The organism is Salegentibacter tibetensis (assembly GCF_020164485.1).
Lineage (GTDB): Bacteria > Bacteroidota > Bacteroidia > Flavobacteriales > Flavobacteriaceae > Salegentibacter > Salegentibacter tibetensis.
In genome coordinates this window covers 169,312-187,682 of sequence record NZ_JAIQZA010000001.1, presented here as the reverse complement: position 1 = coordinate 187,682, position 18,371 = coordinate 169,312, and the positions used below count along the sequence as shown (strand labels likewise).

At 38.1% G+C, this 18,371-nt stretch carries 21 protein-coding genes; 3 read left to right on the top strand and 18 right to left on the bottom strand.

What is annotated here, in order from left to right; genetic code table 11:
• The first annotated feature begins 131 nt into the window (after window positions 1-131).
• Together LB467_RS00860 and LB467_RS00855 are read left to right on the top strand one after the other, a co-directional pair.
• Entirely contained in the window at window positions 132-1,514 is a 1,383-nt protein-coding gene (locus LB467_RS00860; protein ID WP_224472140.1) for a DUF5689 domain-containing protein, read from the top strand.
• A 31-nt stretch (window positions 1,515-1,545) separates the two neighbouring features.
• Window positions 1,546-1,953, top strand: a complete 408-nt coding sequence (locus LB467_RS00855; protein WP_224472139.1) for a hypothetical protein — start codon at window positions 1,546-1,548, stop codon at window positions 1,951-1,953.
• 25 nt (window positions 1,954-1,978) lie between these two features.
• On the opposite strand, the gene LB467_RS00850 is transcribed toward LB467_RS00855, so the two are convergent.
• The 13 genes from LB467_RS00850 to LB467_RS00790 all read right to left on the bottom strand — a co-directional run bounded on the left by LB467_RS00850 (window position 1,979) and on the right by LB467_RS00790 (window position 12,689).
• Window positions 1,979-2,707 carry a hypothetical protein gene (locus tag LB467_RS00850; RefSeq protein ID WP_224472138.1) on the bottom strand — a complete coding sequence of 243 codons (729 nt, stop codon included), beginning with the start codon at window positions 2,705-2,707 and terminating at the stop codon, window positions 1,979-1,981.
• Window positions 2,708-2,784: 77 nt separating this feature from the next.
• Window positions 2,785-4,005: a GTPase HflX gene (hflX, locus tag LB467_RS00845; protein ID WP_224472137.1), complete on the bottom strand. Its 1,221-nt coding sequence runs from the start codon at window positions 4,003-4,005 to the stop codon at window positions 2,785-2,787.
• A 233-nt stretch (window positions 4,006-4,238) separates the two neighbouring features.
• On the bottom strand, window positions 4,239-5,132 hold the full coding sequence (locus LB467_RS00840) for a DUF3078 domain-containing protein (protein WP_224472136.1): 894 nt from the start codon (window positions 5,130-5,132) through the stop codon (window positions 4,239-4,241).
• Between the two features lies 1 nt (window position 5,133).
• Window positions 5,134-5,646: a DUF2480 family protein gene (locus tag LB467_RS00835; RefSeq protein ID WP_224472135.1), complete on the bottom strand. Its 513-nt coding sequence runs from the start codon at window positions 5,644-5,646 to the stop codon at window positions 5,134-5,136.
• Window positions 5,647-5,732: 86 nt separating this feature from the next.
• Window positions 5,733-6,056: an iron-sulfur cluster assembly protein gene (locus LB467_RS00830; RefSeq protein WP_224472134.1), complete on the bottom strand. Its 324-nt coding sequence runs from the start codon at window positions 6,054-6,056 to the stop codon at window positions 5,733-5,735.
• Window position 6,057: 1 nt separating this feature from the next.
• Window positions 6,058-6,435: a SufE family protein gene (locus LB467_RS00825; RefSeq protein ID WP_224472174.1), complete on the bottom strand. Its 378-nt coding sequence runs from the start codon at window positions 6,433-6,435 to the stop codon at window positions 6,058-6,060.
• A gap of 43 nt (window positions 6,436-6,478) precedes the next feature.
• Entirely contained in the window at window positions 6,479-6,907 is a 429-nt protein-coding gene (locus tag LB467_RS00820; protein WP_224472133.1) for an META domain-containing protein, read from the bottom strand.
• A 10-nt stretch (window positions 6,908-6,917) separates the two neighbouring features.
• Window positions 6,918-8,156: an aminotransferase class V-fold PLP-dependent enzyme gene (locus LB467_RS00815; RefSeq protein ID WP_224472132.1), complete on the bottom strand. Its 1,239-nt coding sequence runs from the start codon at window positions 8,154-8,156 to the stop codon at window positions 6,918-6,920.
• 48 nt (window positions 8,157-8,204) lie between these two features.
• A complete protein-coding gene (gene sufD, locus LB467_RS00810) occupies window positions 8,205-9,521 on the bottom strand; it encodes a Fe-S cluster assembly protein SufD (RefSeq protein WP_224472131.1) in 1,317 nt (438 codons plus the stop codon).
• A gap of 94 nt (window positions 9,522-9,615) precedes the next feature.
• Entirely contained in the window at window positions 9,616-10,368 is a 753-nt protein-coding gene (gene sufC, locus LB467_RS00805; protein WP_224472130.1) for a Fe-S cluster assembly ATPase SufC, read from the bottom strand.
• 42 nt (window positions 10,369-10,410) lie between these two features.
• A complete protein-coding gene (locus LB467_RS00800) occupies window positions 10,411-10,815 on the bottom strand; it encodes a hypothetical protein (protein ID WP_224472129.1) in 405 nt (134 codons plus the stop codon).
• A 9-nt stretch (window positions 10,816-10,824) separates the two neighbouring features.
• Window positions 10,825-12,270 carry a Fe-S cluster assembly protein SufB gene (sufB, locus tag LB467_RS00795; protein WP_224472128.1) on the bottom strand — a complete coding sequence of 482 codons (1,446 nt, stop codon included), beginning with the start codon at window positions 12,268-12,270 and terminating at the stop codon, window positions 10,825-10,827.
• 89 nt (window positions 12,271-12,359) lie between these two features.
• The gene (locus LB467_RS00790; RefSeq protein ID WP_224472127.1) at window positions 12,360-12,689 is read right to left on the bottom strand and encodes a HesB/IscA family protein; all 330 of its coding nucleotides are present in this window, start codon (window positions 12,687-12,689) and stop codon (window positions 12,360-12,362) included.
• A gap of 271 nt (window positions 12,690-12,960) precedes the next feature.
• Here LB467_RS00790 and thiL point away from each other — a divergent pair, with 271 nt between their 5' ends.
• Window positions 12,961-14,034, top strand: coding sequence for a thiamine-phosphate kinase (gene thiL, locus LB467_RS00785; protein ID WP_224472126.1), 1,074 nt, complete (start codon window positions 12,961-12,963; stop codon window positions 14,032-14,034).
• Window positions 14,035-14,065: 31 nt separating this feature from the next.
• Here the strand turns inward: thiL and LB467_RS00780 are convergent, their stop codons facing one another.
• The 5 genes from LB467_RS00780 to LB467_RS00760 form a co-directional block, all read right to left on the bottom strand.
• Window positions 14,066-14,317 carry a hypothetical protein gene (locus tag LB467_RS00780; RefSeq protein ID WP_224472125.1) on the bottom strand — a complete coding sequence of 84 codons (252 nt, stop codon included), beginning with the start codon at window positions 14,315-14,317 and terminating at the stop codon, window positions 14,066-14,068.
• Between the two features lie 74 nt (window positions 14,318-14,391).
• The gene (locus tag LB467_RS00775) at window positions 14,392-15,162 is read right to left on the bottom strand and encodes an alpha/beta fold hydrolase (protein WP_224472124.1); all 771 of its coding nucleotides are present in this window, start codon (window positions 15,160-15,162) and stop codon (window positions 14,392-14,394) included.
• 222 nt (window positions 15,163-15,384) lie between these two features.
• A complete protein-coding gene (locus tag LB467_RS00770; protein ID WP_224472123.1) occupies window positions 15,385-16,677 on the bottom strand; it encodes an aminopeptidase P family protein in 1,293 nt (430 codons plus the stop codon).
• 209 nt (window positions 16,678-16,886) lie between these two features.
• Complete coding sequence (locus LB467_RS00765; RefSeq protein ID WP_224472122.1) at window positions 16,887-17,177, bottom strand: chaperone modulator CbpM; 291 nt, start codon at window positions 17,175-17,177, stop codon at window positions 16,887-16,889.
• The gene (locus LB467_RS00760) at window positions 17,174-18,115 is read right to left on the bottom strand and encodes a DnaJ C-terminal domain-containing protein (protein WP_224472121.1); all 942 of its coding nucleotides are present in this window, start codon (window positions 18,113-18,115) and stop codon (window positions 17,174-17,176) included. Before LB467_RS00760 ends, LB467_RS00765 begins: the two co-directional genes overlap by 4 nt.
• Between the last annotated feature and the right edge of the window lie 256 nt (window positions 18,116-18,371).

Genomic DNA, 18,371 nt, shown 5'->3' with positions numbered 1-18,371 from the left:
ACTATAGCGATGAAACCAGCATGATGCCGGACGTAAAAATTAGTACAAATAACTCGTCTTGATTAATTCAGGAGGGAGATGATTGTAAGCCTTTAATAAATTCCCAAAAAGGGGAATAATAATATAAGCATATGAAAAATTTTAACTTTGTGAAGATTGTTGTTTTGGTGAATTTAGCAGCTATTTCTTGTGTGAAAACCGATGATTTCCAGCTGCCGGAATCCAAAACCGAAGAGATAAATATTGAAGGTGATATTACGGGAATTTCTGCGGTTAAGAGCAGTTTTAAACCCGAAACTGAAGATATTTATGTTTTTTCCGAAACCAATACTTTAATGGAAGCTTATGTTGTTTCCAGTGATGAGGGTGGCAATTTTTATAAAGAATTGGTTTTGCAGGATAAACCTGAAAATCCCATCGCTGGAATTCTTCTGTTGGTGAATGATAACTCCTTATTTGAAACCTATAATTTTGGTAGAAAGATTTATGTAAAATTAGATGGGCTTGCTTTATGGTCTAATAACGGTGTGCATCAGTTGGGTGTTCAAAATAGGGGAGACGTAGTGCAAATCCCATCTTCCAGGATAGATGATCATATAATCAGAACCTCGGAAACCGCTGAAATCGTTCCGTTAAAGCTTGAAATTTCAGAATTTAAAGAAGCACACGAGAATTTATTTATTGAAGTGGAAAATGTTCAATTCAACCGAAACCTGCTCAGGGAACAACATCACTATACCTTCGCTGGAGAAGTGACCGATGAATATGATGGCGAACGGCAGCTGGAAAGTTGCCGAACCGGTGCCAGTGCAATGTTAAGTACCAGTACTTTTTCCGGATTTAAGTCTTTGTATTTGCCTAAAAATTCTGGAAGTGTAAAGGGAGTTCTATCTAGAAATTTTTACGACGATTATTTTGTGATCGCGGTAAATTCGCCTGATGATTTCAGCTTTGACAGCGAACGTTGTGATCCCGAATTTCTAAAATGCGAAAGTAATAATGCTGGTGGTGGAGAAGTCTTTTTTGAAGAAGATTTCACCAATGTAACGAGTCTTACCGCTTTGAAGAATAAAGGGTGGACTAACCTAAATGTAAATGGCGGTAAGGCATTTGAACCCGGAACTTTTGATGGTAACCGGTATATTCGGGTTTCTGCATATAATACCCAGGAAACTCCTATGGAAGCCTGGCTGGTTAGTCCGTCCATAGATTTAGACAGTATTTCAGGAGCCCTTTTGTCCTTTGAGATTATGGCTTCTTATGATAATGCTACTATTTTAAGTCTTCTAATCACAGAAGATTTTACCGGCAATGTATTAACTACCAACTGGACTCCTTTAGATGCTGTAATTCCCATAGGGCCAACCAGGCAATATGGAAAGCGGTTTGTAAAAAGCGAGATCGATATTTCCTGTTTAAAGGGTGAAATTCATTTTGCTTTCAGGTATTTGGGCGCAGCACCGGATAAAACCACAACTTATGATATTGATAACATACGGGTAATTGAGAATTGAGTAAATTAGAAGGTTATTTTAAAAGTGAAAAATGAAGCAAACTTTACTCTTTCTATTCTTGTTTACTACTACTTTAGGCTTTGCTCAGCATTCCCAGGATTTTGCTGGTAATTGGTTTTGGGAATCTCCAGATGGGCAAAACACTATGGAATTACAGCTGGAATATGAGAATCAGAATAGTATTAGGGGTAACCATTGCGTGACCTTCTTCCAGGGTGAAAATACCGATTGTAAAAGGAAGAATGGAAATGCCTTTACGATCAATCTGGTTAAAATTGCCGAAGGTGTATACGATGGTACAATAGAAAGTGCAGTAAGTTATACTTCCGGGAAAATACGTTTGCAATATATTGACAGCGAAAAAGCGATTCGCTTTTATCTAAAAGAAGTGCCCCCTGGCAAATTTTATATGCCGAAGGAGGCATTCCTGATTAGATAATTTTTTATTAGTCCAGAAGCTGTAATTATTTTTGATAAGCTTCACTATATGGCGACCAGATTTCGTAAATAGGATCTCCTTTAGAGCTTTTTCCTTTGTGGTGCCATTTGCCATCTTTCACTTCATATTGAAATTCCAGGCTGGCTCCTACACGACTTGCATCCCTGGAGAAAAATTCAATGTTTTCGGTGTACTTCCCGTCTTCTGCAGTATAGGTTCCCCCGCCGGTACCATTAAATTCTTTGGTAGCCGAATTAAAAGCTATCCATTGAAACCTGCCACCACTTAAAATTTTTACCGTACGCCTGTCGCCTGGAGTCATTGTGTTCATTTCGCCATTTCTTTCCCGTCCGGTAATTACCCAGTTACCAGTAAGGTCATTGGTTTTTTCAGAGATCCTTTCCCAAATTTTTGTGGTAATCCCGTCAGAGATTTCCACCTTATTATCACCTTGCCAGATAATATTATATTCGTGTTCTGCGCCAATTTCATCAGCATCATAGGTATCAAAATCTCTTATTTCGGTAAAGGTTTCATCTCCCAGGCTGAGTTCTCCACCCGCAGCCCCCAAGAATTCGTTATTGCTAAGGTCTTTAGAGCCCAGGGCAAAATAGCCATCCTGTATTATTTTAATAACTTCACGATCTGTAACAGTTTCACCGTCTTTTTCGATTAATTTCCAGGCTCCATCCAGTTCCTGAGCTGTAATTATTCCGAAGCAAAATAGAAGGGGTAGTAAGATTAATTTTTTCATTGTATTAAGTTATTGGTCTAGCCTAATTTACTAAAAATACCAATAAAAAACCCCGAAACTTTCGGGGTTATATTTTCTTATTTTTCTTCTCCGTATTTATCATATTCCGGATAGAGGAAGTTGTTATATGGGAAGCGGGTAATATGGATTTTGCGAACCGCTTCATAAACTTTTCTGTGGAAATCTTCCATATTCTCCTTATTCAAAGCTGAAATAAACAACACATTATCGCCCATTTTGTTCATCCAGGTTTGTTTCCATTCCTTAAGGGAGTAATGAGCCTTTGTCTTTTCAGTAATTAAATCGTCGTCTTCAATCTCTTCGGCTTCATATTGATCAATTTTATTAAAAACCATTATGGTTGGTTTGTCATTACTCTTTATCTCGCTCATAATCTGGTTTACAGATTCTATATGATCTTCAAAATTGGGATGCGATATATCTACTACGTGTAGCAATAAATCGGCTTCCCTAACTTCATCTAGAGTCGATTTAAAAGACTCTACCAGCTGTGTGGGGAGTTTCCTTATAAATCCTACCGTATCGGTTAAAAGGAAGGGTAAATTGCGAATTACCACTTTTCTTACTGTGGTATCTAAAGTTGCAAAAAGTTTATTTTCGGCAAAAACCTCACTTTTACTAATGGTATTCATTAAGGTAGATTTTCCAACATTGGTATAACCCACAAGTGCTACTCTAACCAATTGCCCACGGTTACCGCGCTGCACTTCCATTTGCTTGTCTATAATTTCGAGTTTCTTCTTTAAAAGCGCAATTTTATCCCGAACAATCCTACGGTCGGTTTCAATTTCCGTTTCCCCGGGACCACGCATTCCAATCCCACCTCTCTGGCGCTCAAGGTGAGTCCACATTCCGGCAAGTCTTGGTAGTAAGTATTCGTACTGTGCCAACTCTACCTGTGTTCTGGCATAACTGGTTTGTGCTCTTTGCGCAAAAATATCCAGGATAAGTGTAGTTCTATCTAAAACTTTACATTTCAGGATTTTCTCAATATTCTTTTGCTGCGCAGGAGAGAGTTCGTCATCAAAAATAGCGGTACCTACCTCATTTTCGTCTACGAATTCCTTTAATTCGTTCATCTTCCCGGTCCCTATAAAAGTTTTGGGATTGGGTTTGTCCATATTCTGGCTAAAACGCTTTATAACTTCGCCACCTGCGGTATAGGTAAGAAATTCTAATTCGTCCAGGTATTCTTCTAATTTATCATGCCCCTGATCTTTGGTGACAATACCAATTAGAACAGCTTTTTCGTGGGTTAGGTCGGTTTTTTCAATCATAAATACAAAGTTACACAATAGATTGCTACTGCGATTTTTGCGCAAATTATTTCAACATATATTTAACTAAAAAATCTTATAAAAACAAAAGACCTGCCGGATTAAGGCAGGTTATATTTATTTTATCGTCTGTTTACCGTCACGCTGAATTTATTTCAGTGTCTAAATTTCAAATCATAATAGATGCTGAAATAAGTCAGCATGACGTTACGGGTTAGTTTATTGTAATATGTTTAAAACCCATAATTAAACCCTAAACCGAATACTTCCCTAATCTGGAATCCTTTTACGGCATTATCGTCGTAAATAGCCTGGAAAATAAGGTTAGTAGAGAGGTAATCGTTAATTTTCATTTTCATGTTCATCGTATAATCGATATCTACATTTTTCGTGTCTTCCAGGTAATTGGAATAGAGGTTCAGCATATTCTCCATTTTAACATTTTCAATAATATTAAATTTAGCATATCCTGAAACTGAAGTACCAAATTCAAAACGCATTGCTTTATCGGCATCCACGCCAAAATAATCGCCATCTACATAGCCCGGTGCGGTGGTGAAGTCTTTATCTACAAATACCATCCTTCCGGTAGCCGGTGCAATATTCACATAGAAATTCTCGCTTTTTTTCCATAACATACCGGGACCAAACTGAAGGTAAGCTGGGGATAAGAAATTAGTATATTCTGTTCTTATGGTTTGGCCGGTTTCGGCATCTTCACTAAAGTTATAACCTTTTGCTATTTGTGTCCTGAAATTTAAGAAAAGGGAATAAAACCAGTTGGAATCCTGTACCTGTTTTCCAGCAATTGAATTGAACTCCAACCTATCACTGGTTTTTCGGGCAAAGTCATCACCTTGTTGTTTGGTAAGACCGTAGTCTAATAATATTTTACTATCCCAGGTAAAATCGTCTTTTAAGTAATTGAAATCGTAGTTAAAAAGAAAGTTTCCTGCCAGGTTGGAGGTTCCGCCACCTGTCCATTCATCATTAAAGGCCGATTGGTTAAAAAGTAAAGAAATATTTCCTTCTGTAGTCCATCCTTCTTTTTGTTCTTCTTCCTCTTCCTGGGCATTAACGTTAAAAACCCCGCTGAACAAAGCGAGGGCAAGTACTAATTTCTTCATCTTATTTTTTTGGTTTTTTATACAAAGGTACCGACGAGCAGGCCTCGCCATACATTAAACTTTTAACTACAGGTTGTAGTTTTTCTATTAAAAGTAAATAGGCATTTTTTGGAACCGGCTTATGGGAACAACCCTTAATGATCACGGGTTTGTCCTGAAATTTGCTCAGGTCCATTTTTTGAATGACTTCGGTATATAGAACCGTTTCCAGGGTTTCCAGGTCTCCAGTTATCACTTTTTTTGCATAAGGCTGCAAATAAATGGCCAGTAACATAAATGCCCAGGCCGGGATTATCGCATCGCTGGAGCAGGTAAGGGCTAGGTATTTGCCTTCGTATAGGCTCCAATCGTGATTTTTTGCCTGTTCCCTAAATTCCCCCTCGCGCAATACAAAACCTTCCAGGAGCCAGTCTTTTATATCAAACAAAACGCGTTCCCCTTCAGGATAATAATCCTCAAGGTTAAAGGTGATAAGTTTGCTGTTGGCTATCCGGTTTACTATTTCCTCAGCCATAAATGAAGTTAAGAGTTAAAAGTTATTGATTTATATAATTTTTGAAGCTAAAGTTTTAATTTCCCCATAGGGGGTTAGGGGCTTTTTTATAAAAGTCCCAATTCCAGTTTTGCTTCTTCGCTAATAAGGTCCTGATTCCACGGCGGATCGAAAGTGATCTCTACCTCGGCATCTTTAACCGTATCTATAGAAGCCACTCTCTCCTTTACTTCCTGTGGTAAACTTTCGGCTACCGGGCAGTTTGGTGTGGTTAGGGTCATTAGGATTTTCACCTCGTAATCGGTATTTACCATTACATCGTAAATAAGTCCTAATTCGTATATATCTACTGGAATTTCAGGATCATAAATGGTTTTTAAAACCTTTACGATCTTTTCTCCTAATTCCTCGGTGTTTATTTCTTTTTCCATCTTAATTGAGTTGTGTTTGGTATGCCACGGCATACATTTTAAGTTGTTTGATCATACTCACCAAACCATTGGCGCGGGTAGGAGACAAATGCTCTTTAAGGCCAATATCATCAATAAATTTCGTGTTGGCTTCAATTATTGCTGAAGGATGATGATTGGAAAAAGCCCTTATTAAAATGGCCACTATTCCTTTGGTGATTATCGCGTCACTATCTGCGGTAAAAACCAGTTTTTCATCTTCCAGTTCAGCGTGAACCCACACTTTGCTTTGACATCCTTTAATAAGGTTTTCGTCAATTTTGTACTTTTCGTCAATTAAAGGAAGTGCTTTGCCAAGTTCTATCATATATTCATAACGCTGCATCCAGTCGTCGAACATCGCGAACTCGTCTACAATTTCTTCCTGTATTTCCTGTATCGTCTTACTCACTGTCTTCTGTTTTTTGCAGGTTTAAAAGTTCCTGATTTTCTCCAGATAAAAATATTAAATCTTTATCGCTAATTCTAACATTTCTGATCTCCGGAATTACCTCTCCAAAAATCTCTTCATATTCCATTTGCCCTTCGCAGTACATTTTTGTTCCCAGCGGCGGATTGAATTTCACAATTGAATCTTCAATTTTATAAGTCGCTACAAAATTATTGCAACCGGTTTTTCCTGAAAGTATTTGTTCTTCTCCATTAAAAATTAAAATAAATCCTTCGGAAGAAATATCTTCCCCATCCATTTCCAGTAATTCATAGTCGCCCTTAAGGGATTTTAAATCTGCAGGATCTTCTGAAATTTTCTCTTCTGAATTTCCGCAGGAAACAATTACGAACGCACTGATTAAGAGTAAGATTTTCTTCATCTTTTACTATTTACGAGAGCATTGATTTAGCTTTTTTAACCGCTTCAATAAATCGGTTAATCTCTTCTTTTGTATTGTAAAACGAAAAAGAAGCCCTTACCGTGCCCGGAATCTTATAAAAATCCATAATAGGCTGTGCGCAATGGTGTCCGGTTCTTACAGCTATACCCATTTTGTCGAGAAGTGTGCCAATATCATACGGATGAAGGCTTTCAATATTAAAAGAAATTACAGCGGTTTTTTCTCTCGACGTTCCGTAAAGTTTCATTCCCTCAATTTCCTGAAGTTTTATAGTGGCATAATCCAACAGTTCTTCTTCATAGCGGGCAATGGCTTCAAACCCTATAGCGTTCATATAATCTATGGCAGCGCCAAAAGCGATACCGCCACAAATATTTGGTGTACCAGCTTCAAATTTATGCGGAAGTTCAGCATAAGTAGTTTTTTCAAAACTAACCGTAGCGATCATCTCGCCGCCACCCTGATAGGGCGGAAGTTTATTGAGCCATTCTTCTTTTCCATACAAAACTCCAACTCCTGTTGGACCACACATTTTATGGGCAGAAACCACGTAAAAATCAACATCCAGGGCCTGAACATCTGCTTTAATATGGGGGGCTGCCTGTGCGCCGTCGATTAAAACGGCTGCGCCTTTTTCGTGGGCTTTATCTATGATCTTTTTAATAGGATTTATTGTCCCCAAAGCATTTGAAACGTGATTTAGAAAAACCATTTTTGTCTTTTCTGAAAGCAATTCTTCAAAAGATTCATAAATGAGTTCTCCCTGCTCATTCATAGGAATAACCTTCAGGATAGCTCCCGTCTTTTCGCAAAGCATTTGCCAGGGCACAATATTGGAATGATGCTCTAATGCTGAAACCCAAATTTCATCACCTTTTTTCAAAATAGAAGCGAAGCCACTTGCCACGAGATTGATTCCGTGAGTGGTGCCTGAAGTAAAAATGATTTCGTGCGTTTTTTCAGCATTAAAGTGTTGCTGAATTTTTTTTCTGGCACCTTCATATTTATCGGTTGCTTCCTGTGATAGGCTGTGCACACCGCGGTGAATGTTGGCATTGTAGTTAGAATAATAATCTACGATCGCATCCATTACCTGTTTTGGAGTTTGCGAAGTGGCTGCATTATCCAGGTAAACCAGCGGATAACCATTAACTTCCCTATTCAGGATAGGGAAGTCTTTTCTGATTTCTTCAACGTTAAAAGCTATATTATTAGTAGCAATGCTCATTTTTATACTGATTTGAGGATTCCATTTAATGCTACTTTAAATAGCGATTTATAGATTGAATCCTAATTCTACACCCAGCTTAAGGGCTATAAGTTTATTGATTCTCTTTTTAATCTCCGGAATTTTCACACTTTCCAGTACATTGTTGGCAAAAGCGTACATTAAAAGTCCGCCTGCTTCTTTTCTTGGGATTCCACGAGACTGAAGATAAAATAAAGCTTCTTCATCTAACTGACCAATTGTACAACCGTGGCTACATTTTACATCATCTGCAAAAATTTCCAGCTGAGGTTTTGAGTTTATGGTTGCCTTATCGTCTAATAAAATATTATTGTTAGACTGATATGCGTTTGTTTTTTGCGCTTCTTTTTCAACAACCACTTTACCGTTAAAAACACCAACCGATTTTTCATCAAAAATACCTTTGTAATCCTGGTGGGATTCACAATTTGGTTCGATATGATGTACCAAAGTATTATGGTCTACGTGTTGTTTCCCTTCAATTATGGTCACACCTTTCATTGTTGAATCTATACGTTCCCCTCTTTGGTAGAAGTTAAGGTTGTTTCGGGTTAATTTTCCGCCGAAAGAAAAAGTGTGTACCGAGCAGAAACTTTCAGATTTCTGTTGGATGTAAGTATTATCTATTAAAGAAGCAGAAAGTTTATCGTTCTGAATCTTATAATAATCTACGATAGCACGTTTATCGGCAAATATTTCAGTAACCGAATTGGTAAGTACCGGATGCTCGGTTAAACTCTGATGTCTCTCAATAATCTGGCAATGAGAATTCTCGTCTACCACGATTAAATTACGGGGCTGTAGCAATAAAGATGATTCATTTCCGGTAGAGAAATTAATAATCTGGATTGGTTTATCGGCCATTGTATTTTTGTGAATATGGATAAATGCCCCTTCTTTAGTAAAAGCAGTATTCAACGCATTTAGCCCGTTTTTTGGAGCAATTTTATTGAAATAATTATCAATTACCGGCTTGTAAAGATCTTTATTCAAGGCCGATGACATTAGACAAACATCAATCTTATCGTGTGTAGTGCTGGATAAGTGCGATGAGTAAATACCATCTATAAACACCAGATCATAAGTATCTATCTCGTGGATAAGGTACTTTTTAATGTCTTTGTATTCTATAGTGTTTTCCTTCTTCGGAAAAAGACTGTAGTTTTCTTTCAAAACCGATTTTAGGGAAGTGTATTTGTAATCTTCTTCCTTTCGGCTTGGGAAACCTATAGTTTCGAAATCCTTAATCGCCTGATTTCTTATTTTATGAAGATCATCGTTGGCTCCTGTGTACTCTTCTTCAAAAGCCAGGAAAGATGATACTAATTTCTCTTTTAATTCCATTATACTATATTTTGTCTTTCCCGTGTAGGCGGGAAACTTTGCCAGTCTTTAAAAGACCAAATAGCTTTTCTTACTTTCTTTTCGGAATAAGTTTTTAAACTGCTTTTTCAGCTTTTACCCATTCATAACCTCTTTCCTCTAGCTCGAGAGCAAGTTCTTTTCCGCCAGATTTCACAATTTGACCGTCTATCATTACGTGAACCACATCTGGTACGATATAATTAAGCAAACGCTGGTAGTGAGTAATTAGCAATACCGCATTGTCTTTGCTTCTTAATTTGTTCACTCCGTCGGCAACAATTTTTAGCGCATCAATATCCAAACCTGAATCGGTTTCATCAAGAATAGCTAATTTTGGCTCTAACATAGCCATCTGGAAAATCTCGTTTCTTTTCTTCTCTCCTCCTGAAAATCCATCGTTTAGAGATCTGGATAGGAATTTACGGTCAATTTCCAAACTTTCAGATTTCTCGCGAATCTTTTTCAACATTTCATTAGCCGGCATATCTTCAAGTCCGTTGGCTTTTCTATGGGCGTTAATCGCGGTTTTCATAAAATTGGTAACCGAAACTCCTGGAATTTCCACCGGATATTGAAAAGAAAGAAAGATGCCTTTATGAGCTCTTTCTTCAGGATCCATTTCTGAAATCTCTGTGTTTTCAAAAAGGATTTCTCCTTCAGTTTGTTCAAATTCTTCTTTCCCGGCAATTACCGAAGAAAGTGTGCTTTTTCCTGAACCGTTGGGTCCCATAATAGCGTGAACTTCTCCCGGATTAATTTCAAGATTAATTCCTTTTAGGATTTCCTTACCTTCTATCGTTGCGTGTAAATTCTTTACTTTTAGCATAAATTCTATGTATGCATCCCGATTAAAACCGGGATTGGTTTATTATTCTTCTTTTTGTTGTTCCGGAACCTTTACAGTATCCGGAATTTCTAAAATTTCTCTTATTTCTATATTCTCGTCCCAACCTATTTGTCTGAGGTTTGGAACAATCTTTCCTCTCACTTTTACCGTAACCATATCAAACTCTTCTTTCTGAAATGGACGTATTTGTTCGGCGAGTACTTTAGACATCGAATCTATGGTTACGCCGTAAACAAAATCGCTTCCCCTTAGAATTGCAGCATCTCCTGCATAGATAATTTCCCCGGTCAGCGTTTGAATGCTATCGGGAATTTTTTCTGTTTCAGGTTGATTCATAAGATCCTGGCGGCCTTCGTCCTGGCAGGAAAAAGCCGTAACGGCAAGGCTAAGGATTAGCAAAAACTTCTTCATTTGTTCAATCTTCATTTTCCCTGTTTATCCCACAGATCCTTCAAGGGAAATTTCTAATAGTTTTTGTGCTTCCACAGCAAACTCCATAGGTAATTTGTTCAACACTTCTTTGCTAAACCCATTTACAATAAGGGCGATAGCTTTTTCGGTATCAATACCACGCTGGTTACAGTAAAAAATCTGGTCTTCCCCAATTTTACTGGTGGTAGCCTCGTGTTCTACCTGGCCGGTTTTGTTTTTAACTTCAATATATGGGAAGGTATGCGCACCACATTTATTCCCCATTAAAAGGGAATCACATTGCGAAAAGTTACGGGCATTTTGTGCTCTTCCATTTATCTGTACTAATCCCCGGTAAGAGTTTTGCGATTGTCCTGCCGAGATTCCTTTGGAGATAATGGTACTTTTGGTGTTTTTGCCAAGGTGGACCATTTTTGTACCGGTATCTGCCTGCTGGTGATTGTTGGTAACCGCGATGGAATAAAATTCTCCGATTGAATTATCTCCTTTTAAGATACAGGAAGGATATTTCCAGGTTACTGCCGATCCGGTTTCAACCTGCGTCCAGGAAATCTTCGCTCCTTTTTCGCAAATTCCACGTTTAGTTACGAAGTTGTAAACTCCGCCTTTACCTTCCTTACTTCCCGGAAACCAGTTTTGTACGGTACTGTATTTAATTTCGGCGTCGTCCATTGCAACCAATTCTACAACCGCCGCGTGCAATTGATTTTCATCACGGGTTGGTGCTGTACAACCTTCAAGATAGCTTACATAACTTCCCGGCTCTGCAACAACAAGCGTCCGCTCAAATTGCCCGGTGCCGGCCTGGTTAATTCTAAAATAAGTTGAAAGTTCCATTGGGCATCTTACGCCTTTTGGAATGTAGCAAAATGAACCATCACTAAATACTGCGGAATTTAATGCCGCATAGAAATTGTCCGTTTTAGGGACTACCGAGCCAATATATTTCTTTACAAGCTCAGGATGTTCCCTTATTGCTTCAGAAATAGAACAGAAAATAATTCCTTTTTCAGCTAAAGTTTTCTTGAATGTAGTGGTTACCGAAACAGAGTCCATAACGATATCTACGGCAACGCCGGCAAGTTTTTTCTGCTCATCTACAGAAATACCCAGCTTTTTGAAGGTATCCAACAATTCCGGATCTACTTCATCTAAACTATCATATTTCGGTTTTTTGTTGGGGGCCGAATAGTAAGAAATGTTCTGAAAATTAGGCTTTTCGTAATGTACATTGGCCCATTCCGGCTCTTTCATAGTTTCCCAATGGCGATATGCTTCCAATCGCCATTCGGTCATCCATTCGGGTTCTTCTTTCTTTTTAGAGATCGCTCTAACAATATCTTCATTTAATCCCACGGGAAATGTATCCGATTCAATATCGGTATAAAACCCATACTCATATTCTTTAGTTTCGAGCTCTTTTTTTAAGTCATCTTCAGTATATGCCATCTCAATTTTTTCTAAAATTATTCAAGGTTCACAGGTTGAAAACTCAAAGCTTAGTTTCTGCCTTCAAATTTTAAACCTTAAACCAAATTCTACAGAGAAAAACTTTCTCCGCATCCACAGGTTCTTTGGGCGTTGGGATTGTTAAATACAAATCCTTTGCCGTTTAAGCCGCCAGAGAATTCTAAAACAGTTCCGGCCAGGTATAAAACGCTGCGTTTATCTACTACTATCTTTATTTCGTTGTCTTCAAAAAGTTTGTCGTCTTCGGCTTTTGCTTTGTCAAAATTCAATTCATAAGACAAACCAGAACAGCCTCCGCTTTTCACACCCACTCGAACAAAGTCTTGCAAATTGTCAAAACCCTCTTCGCTCATAAGTGCGGCAATCTTTTTTTTAGCGCTTTCGCTTACTTTTATCATAGCTAAAAAGATTAATTCTAAATTGGTTACAAATATACTACAAAACAAGCGGTTTACCATAGAGGCGGTATATGTTTTAAGAATGAGTTGATAAGCCCTGCCAATTACTATTTCAACTATTTTAAAACTTATAAATATCTGTAAATTAACCAGTTTTGTATTATTTTGTTTCTGTTTGTTAAATCAATAGGCACCGTTTTTTAATCTATGTCTATCTTTATAAGGGCAGTTGAATAATATTCAGTTATTTTGCAAATTAAAATGATAAGTTATGTTTCAAGATAGTCAGGATATGCGCACAAACCTTTCAGAATTAGGTGAATTTGGATTAATAGATCACCTCACCAAAGGTTTTGAACCCAAACTTTCTTCCACAGTAAAAGCAATTGGAGACGATGCTGCGGTATTGAATTTTGACAAACTGCACACCGTGGTTACCACCGATCTTTTGGTTGAAGGAGTGCATTTTGACCTGGCTTATATGCCGCTGAAACATCTGGGTTATAAAGCGGTAATGGTGAATTTATCTGATGTTTATGCGATGAATGCGAAGGCCACCCAAATCACGGTTTCTATTGCTGCTTCTAATCGTTTTCCCGTAGAAGCTTTGGAAGAATTATATTCTGGAATCGATTTGGCTGCAAAATTATATAATATCGATGTTGTTGGCGGTGATACCACTTCTTCAACCTCGGGATTATTAATAAGTATTACCGCGATTGGAATAGCTGAAAAGGAAGATATAGTATATCGAAGCGGCGCAAAACCGAACGATCTTTTAGTTGTTACCGGTGATATTGGTGCGGCCTATATGGGCTTGCAAATTTTGGAACGTGAAAAAGAGGTTTTTAAAGCTAATCCTAACGCGCAACCAGATCTTGATTCTTATACTTATTTAATTGAAAGGCAATTAAAGCCTGAAGCCCGAAAAGACATTGCGCCATTATTGAAAGAACTTGGTGTAAAGCCAACTTCTATGATAGATATTAGTGACGGACTTTCTTCTGAAATTATCCATTTATGTAAAAACTCCCAGGTTGGTGCAAATTTATTCGAAGAGAAAATCCCGTTAGATCCTGCTGTGATTTCCGTATGTGAGGAGTTTGATATAGATAGTACCACCATCGCATTAAGCGGCGGCGAAGATTATGAATTGCTTTTCACCATTTCCCAGAAGGATTATGATAAAATAAAAGCAAATCCTAATTTAAGCGTTATTGGTCATATGACAGAGGAAAAAGAAGGGATGCATCTAATAACCCGTGCCAATCAAAAACTACCACTAATTGCCCGTGGCTGGAATTCTATGGAAGATAAAAGTGATAATTCTGAAAAAAAGGAATAAATTTTCTGAAAAATTCATTCATAGATAAAAACTAAGAAGCCTGGGCGAAATGTTTGCGCTTTCTTTTTTTATGGATTTTAGAAATGTAATCGTTGGTTTCTCTAAATTTAGGGGTTAAGCGGGCCAAAAAACCATTTGCGGTATCGGTCATTTCCATTCCGCATTTCTCGCATTTGTATTCGTGTACGTGATCTGTAACATTTTTTGAAACGCGTAGTTTATGTCCAAAAATGCTGCAAAAAACCTTTCCGAACGAAAATAAAGTAGGGTTTCTTTTTTTCATAAGAGCTTGATTTTCTTGTTTCTGAAAGTCTAAAGTATAAAAAAAAAAGTTAAACTTTCGATAAAAAGTTAAAATTAATCGACAAAACGCAAAATTTTTTGGAATTCTTTTGTGTTTTCCATAAAGGATAAATGCCCGTCTGGAAGACTTTTAAACTCACTGCCACAGCGTAGAGCTATGATTTTAATTGTATTAAAGTCTAAAACAGGATCCTGTTTTCCGGCCACAATAATTTTTTGTCCTTTAAATTTTGCAAAAAGCCCGGTATGATCTGTACGAATTTTCATACCCTTGATAGCGGCGTAGATTCCCTCAGTAGAAAACTCCAGGGCCCGGTTCTTTAATTCTTCAATTTGAGATTTGAAGACCTTATTGTTTTCCGGCGTTAACAAATTTGAGATGGCCATACTCACAAAAGCCCTTTTGTTTTTAAGAACTAAAGCAGCCGCACGATCGCGATTGGCTTTGCGTTCTTCAGAATCTGCCTGCGGGGTAGAATTTACCAACACCAAGCTATGGCATATTGTAGGAAAAATATTTTGGAATTCCAAACTCACATAGCCACCCATGGAATGACCTACAAAAGAAGCTTTTTTAATATTGAGTTCATCTAAAATATACTTCACCGCTTCGGCCATATCTGTCATCGTGTGAATTTCAGAGATATTCCCCGATTCTCCGTGGCCGGGAAGGTCTATGCAGATTACCTGTCGGTTTATGGAAAGTTCTTCAGCGAAATCCTTCCATATTTCTTTTGATTCTAAAAATCCGTGGAGTAGGACTAATGGATTTCCGGTACCCTGGCTGGTAAATGAGATAAGTGTGTTTTTGTAGGTTACTTTCATTGGCTTTTAAAATACAAAAAGCCACGAATCTTTTTAAAAATTCGTGGCTTTAGTTTTAATGACTTGTTGGAATAGTTCTACTGAAAAGCGTCATTGCGAAGGAGGAAACGACTGAAGCAATCTCTTCATAAAAATATAACAACTTTTAAGAAAATCCATTTTCAAACAAAAGATTGCCGCGCTCCCTAAGGTCGCTCGCAATGACGTTCAAAGTTTTGAAAACTAAGAATTCATAATTTCCTCAATCTCCTCAACTTCAATCGGGATATTTCGCATCAGGTTAAAAGGCTCGCCTTCTTTCTGAATTACCACATCGTCTTCCAAACGAATTCCGAAGCCTTCATCGGGTAAATAAATTCCCGGTTCTACAGTGAAAACCTGGTTGGGTTTCATGGGTTCGGTTAAAATCCCGTAATCGTGAGTGTCTAAACCAATATTATGCGCGGTACCGTGCATAAAATATTTTTTATAAGCCGGCCATTTAGGATCCTCATTTTGAACATCGGCTTTGTCGAGTAGCCCTAAATCCAATAGTTCTGAAGTCATTAATTTACCGACCTCTTTATGATATTCTGCCCAAATCGTTCCGGGAATCAGCCATTTTGTAGCTTCTTTTTTAACCTTGTTTACAGTGTTATAAATCTGCTTCTGGCGATCGGAGAATTTTCCTGAAACCGGAATTGTCCTGGTCATATCGCTGGAATAATTGGCGTATTCAGCTCCGGTATCTATAAGGATTAGTTCTCCTTCTTTGCATTGCTGATTATTCTCGGTGTAATGCAGCACATTTGCGTTGTTTCCGCTAGCAATAATTGGCGTATAGGAAAACCCACGACTACGATTTCTTATCATTTCGTGCCAGTATTCGGCTTCAATTTCGTGCTCCCAAACTCCGGGTTTTGTGAATTTTAAAGCTCTGCGGAAAGCTTTTTCGGTAATATCACAGGCTTTTTGCATCAAATCCAGTTCAATCGGGTCTTTCACCGAACGTAAGCGTTGCAAAATAGGATTGCTTTTTGCTACCTGATGCGCCGGATATTTCTCTTTACACCATTTTATAAATCGGTCATCGCGGGTTTCTGTCTGTACATTTGCGCGATAATGCTCGTTGGTGTTAAAATACACCGTTTCGCACTGGGACATGACTTCAAAGAAAATCTTTTCAAAATCCTGAAGCCAGTAAACCGTATCTATACCACTAACTTTCAGTGCTTTTTCCTTATCCAATTTTGCGCCTTCCCAAACTGCAATATGCGGATTGGTTTCTGTAAGAAATAAAATCTCACGATGTTCGGGTTTTGGGGCATCGGGGAAAAGTACTAAAATCGCTTCTTCCTGGTCCACGCCACTTAAATAAAAAAGATCGCGATTTTGCTGAAAAGGCATCGTGCTGTCTGCGCCAATCGGGAAAATATCGTTGGCATTAAAAACCGCAAGGCTGTTGGCTTTCATCCCGGCCATAAAACTTTTGCGATTTTTTATAAATAATTTACTGTCTATTTGATCGTATCTCATATTGTTATTTATAAAAGAGGCTGTCTTAAAAGTAATTGAAGGCGTCATCCTGAACTTGTTTCAGGATCTAAGTTTGTGAGAATCAGAACAAGTTAGAAGCTGAAACAAGTTCAGCTTGACGAAAACATGACTATTGGGAACAGTATCTCTGGTTTTTATAGTTGTGCCTGCAAAGTTATCAATATCTAACAGAGTAAAAAGTTCCCGGCTTACTCATATAATCCCAACCGGTTTTTAAGCCGTAGGTTTTGCTTTTGCAATTTCTTCACCTGTTCCAGTAAGTGCTGAATTGCTTCCAGGCCTTCTAAATTTATATCAAGGTCATAATGCAACCGCCATAACCTTTCAAATTCTGAAATTTCATCGCAATGCACATATTGGGTCTCTTCTACTGTAATGATTTCAATTAAACCACTTTCGTAGAGTGAGCTAACAAAAGTACGTTCAACCTTATACCGGGTGCAAATCTCATCGGTGGGGATTAAATCTTCTAAATTCATGAGCCTAATTTTTGAAGTTCTTTAAACAGTTCTTTTTCCCGGGCGCTTAGGTTGGTGGGCATTTTAATATTATAGGTTATGATTAAATCTCCAAACTGGCCTTCCTTTTTGTATTTCGGGAAACCCTTGCCTTTTAATTTCACTTGAGTTCCGGGTTGGGTTTCGGGTTTTACATTTAGTTTCACTTTTCCGCTAAAAGTGTCTGCGGTGATTTCCCCGCCGAGTAAAGCGGTGTATAGATCGATCTCAATATTGGCAAACAAATTCTCTTTTTCTCTTTTGAATTTTGTGTTGTTTATAATATTAAAAGTGATATAAAGATCGCCTTTGGGTCCACCCTGAACGCCAGGCCCTCCGTGGCCTTTAATTTTAATGGTTTGTCCGTTTTCAACTCCTGCAGGAATAGTAAGTCGAATATTTTTTCCGTTTACTGTAAGAGTTTGTTTGTGACTGCTGTAAACATCGCTTAGGTTTAGCTGTAGTTGAGCATTAAAATCCTGACCTTTAAAATGTTGTCCGCGACCGGAACCTTGAGCCCTTGCGTTGCCGCCAAACATTTCCTCAAAAAAATCGGAAAAAGTATCATTTTCAAAATTTCCTGAATAGGAGTATCCACCCTGGCCACCACCAAACCCGGAGCCTTGGTGGCCACCAGAATAAGCTCTGCTGCCCGATGTTTGGTGCTGCTTTCTTGCCTCTTCGTATGCATCAGCGTGTTCCCAGTCTTTTCCGTATTGATCGTATTTTTTTCGTTTTTCAGGATCGCTTAATACCTCGTTTGCTTCATTTATTTGCTGAAACCTGAGCTGCGCCTCTTTGTCGTTTGGGTTAAGGTCTGGATGATTTTTTCTGGCCAGTTTTCTGTAGGCCTTCTTAATATCGGCCTGGCTGGCAGATTTGTCTAATTCCAGTAATTTGTAGTAGTCTATAAAAGCCATTAAAACTTATGAATTAGTGATGAAATTCTATCCCCTGAAATTACTAAAAAGCTGGCTTACTTCCCGTTAACTTTTTGCAAAATCGGGGAACTAGTGATAAATATCAATTTGAATACGTTTTCGAAGCTTATACCTGAATTTCTTAAAAAATCAATTCAACAATTATTAAACTTCTTTGTATTAGTTCTAAATAGCGGGTAAAATACATCTCAAAGTTTGTGAGTAACTCTTTTGAGATGTATTTTTGCGGTTAAAT

Coding starts and splice junctions, on each gene's coding strand:
- LB467_RS00860 (WP_224472140.1), top strand. CDS start 132: ATGAAAAATTTTAACTTTGTGAAGATTGTTGTTTTGGTGAATTTAGCA.
- LB467_RS00855 (WP_224472139.1), top strand. CDS start 1,546: ATGAAGCAAACTTTACTCTTTCTATTCTTGTTTACTACTACTTTAGGC.
- LB467_RS00850 (WP_224472138.1), bottom strand. CDS start 2,707: ATGAAAAAATTAATCTTACTACCCCTTCTATTTTGCTTCGGAATAATT.
- hflX (WP_224472137.1), bottom strand. CDS start 4,005: ATGATTGAAAAAACCGACCTAACCCACGAAAAAGCTGTTCTAATTGGT.
- LB467_RS00840 (WP_224472136.1), bottom strand. CDS start 5,132: ATGAAGAAATTAGTACTTGCCCTCGCTTTGTTCAGCGGGGTTTTTAAC.
- LB467_RS00835 (WP_224472135.1), bottom strand. CDS start 5,646: ATGGCTGAGGAAATAGTAAACCGGATAGCCAACAGCAAACTTATCACC.
- LB467_RS00830 (WP_224472134.1), bottom strand. CDS start 6,056: ATGGAAAAAGAAATAAACACCGAGGAATTAGGAGAAAAGATCGTAAAG.
- LB467_RS00825 (WP_224472174.1), bottom strand. CDS start 6,435: ATGTTCGACGACTGGATGCAGCGTTATGAATATATGATAGAACTTGGC.
- LB467_RS00820 (WP_224472133.1), bottom strand. CDS start 6,907: ATGAAGAAAATCTTACTCTTAATCAGTGCGTTCGTAATTGTTTCCTGC.
- LB467_RS00815 (WP_224472132.1), bottom strand. CDS start 8,156: ATGAGCATTGCTACTAATAATATAGCTTTTAACGTTGAAGAAATCAGA.
- sufD (WP_224472131.1), bottom strand. CDS start 9,521: ATGGAATTAAAAGAGAAATTAGTATCATCTTTCCTGGCTTTTGAAGAA.
- sufC (WP_224472130.1), bottom strand. CDS start 10,368: ATGCTAAAAGTAAAGAATTTACACGCAACGATAGAAGGTAAGGAAATC.
- LB467_RS00800 (WP_224472129.1), bottom strand. CDS start 10,815: ATGAAGATTGAACAAATGAAGAAGTTTTTGCTAATCCTTAGCCTTGCC.
- sufB (WP_224472128.1), bottom strand. CDS start 12,270: ATGGCATATACTGAAGATGACTTAAAAAAAGAGCTCGAAACTAAAGAA.
- LB467_RS00790 (WP_224472127.1), bottom strand. CDS start 12,689: ATGATAAAAGTAAGCGAAAGCGCTAAAAAAAAGATTGCCGCACTTATG.
- thiL (WP_224472126.1), top strand. CDS start 12,961: ATGTTTCAAGATAGTCAGGATATGCGCACAAACCTTTCAGAATTAGGT.
- LB467_RS00780 (WP_224472125.1), bottom strand. CDS start 14,317: ATGAAAAAAAGAAACCCTACTTTATTTTCGTTCGGAAAGGTTTTTTGC.
- LB467_RS00775 (WP_224472124.1), bottom strand. CDS start 15,162: ATGAAAGTAACCTACAAAAACACACTTATCTCATTTACCAGCCAGGGT.
- LB467_RS00770 (WP_224472123.1), bottom strand. CDS start 16,677: ATGAGATACGATCAAATAGACAGTAAATTATTTATAAAAAATCGCAAA.
- LB467_RS00765 (WP_224472122.1), bottom strand. CDS start 17,177: ATGAATTTAGAAGATTTAATCCCCACCGATGAGATTTGCACCCGGTAT.
- LB467_RS00760 (WP_224472121.1), bottom strand. CDS start 18,115: ATGGCTTTTATAGACTACTACAAATTACTGGAATTAGACAAATCTGCC.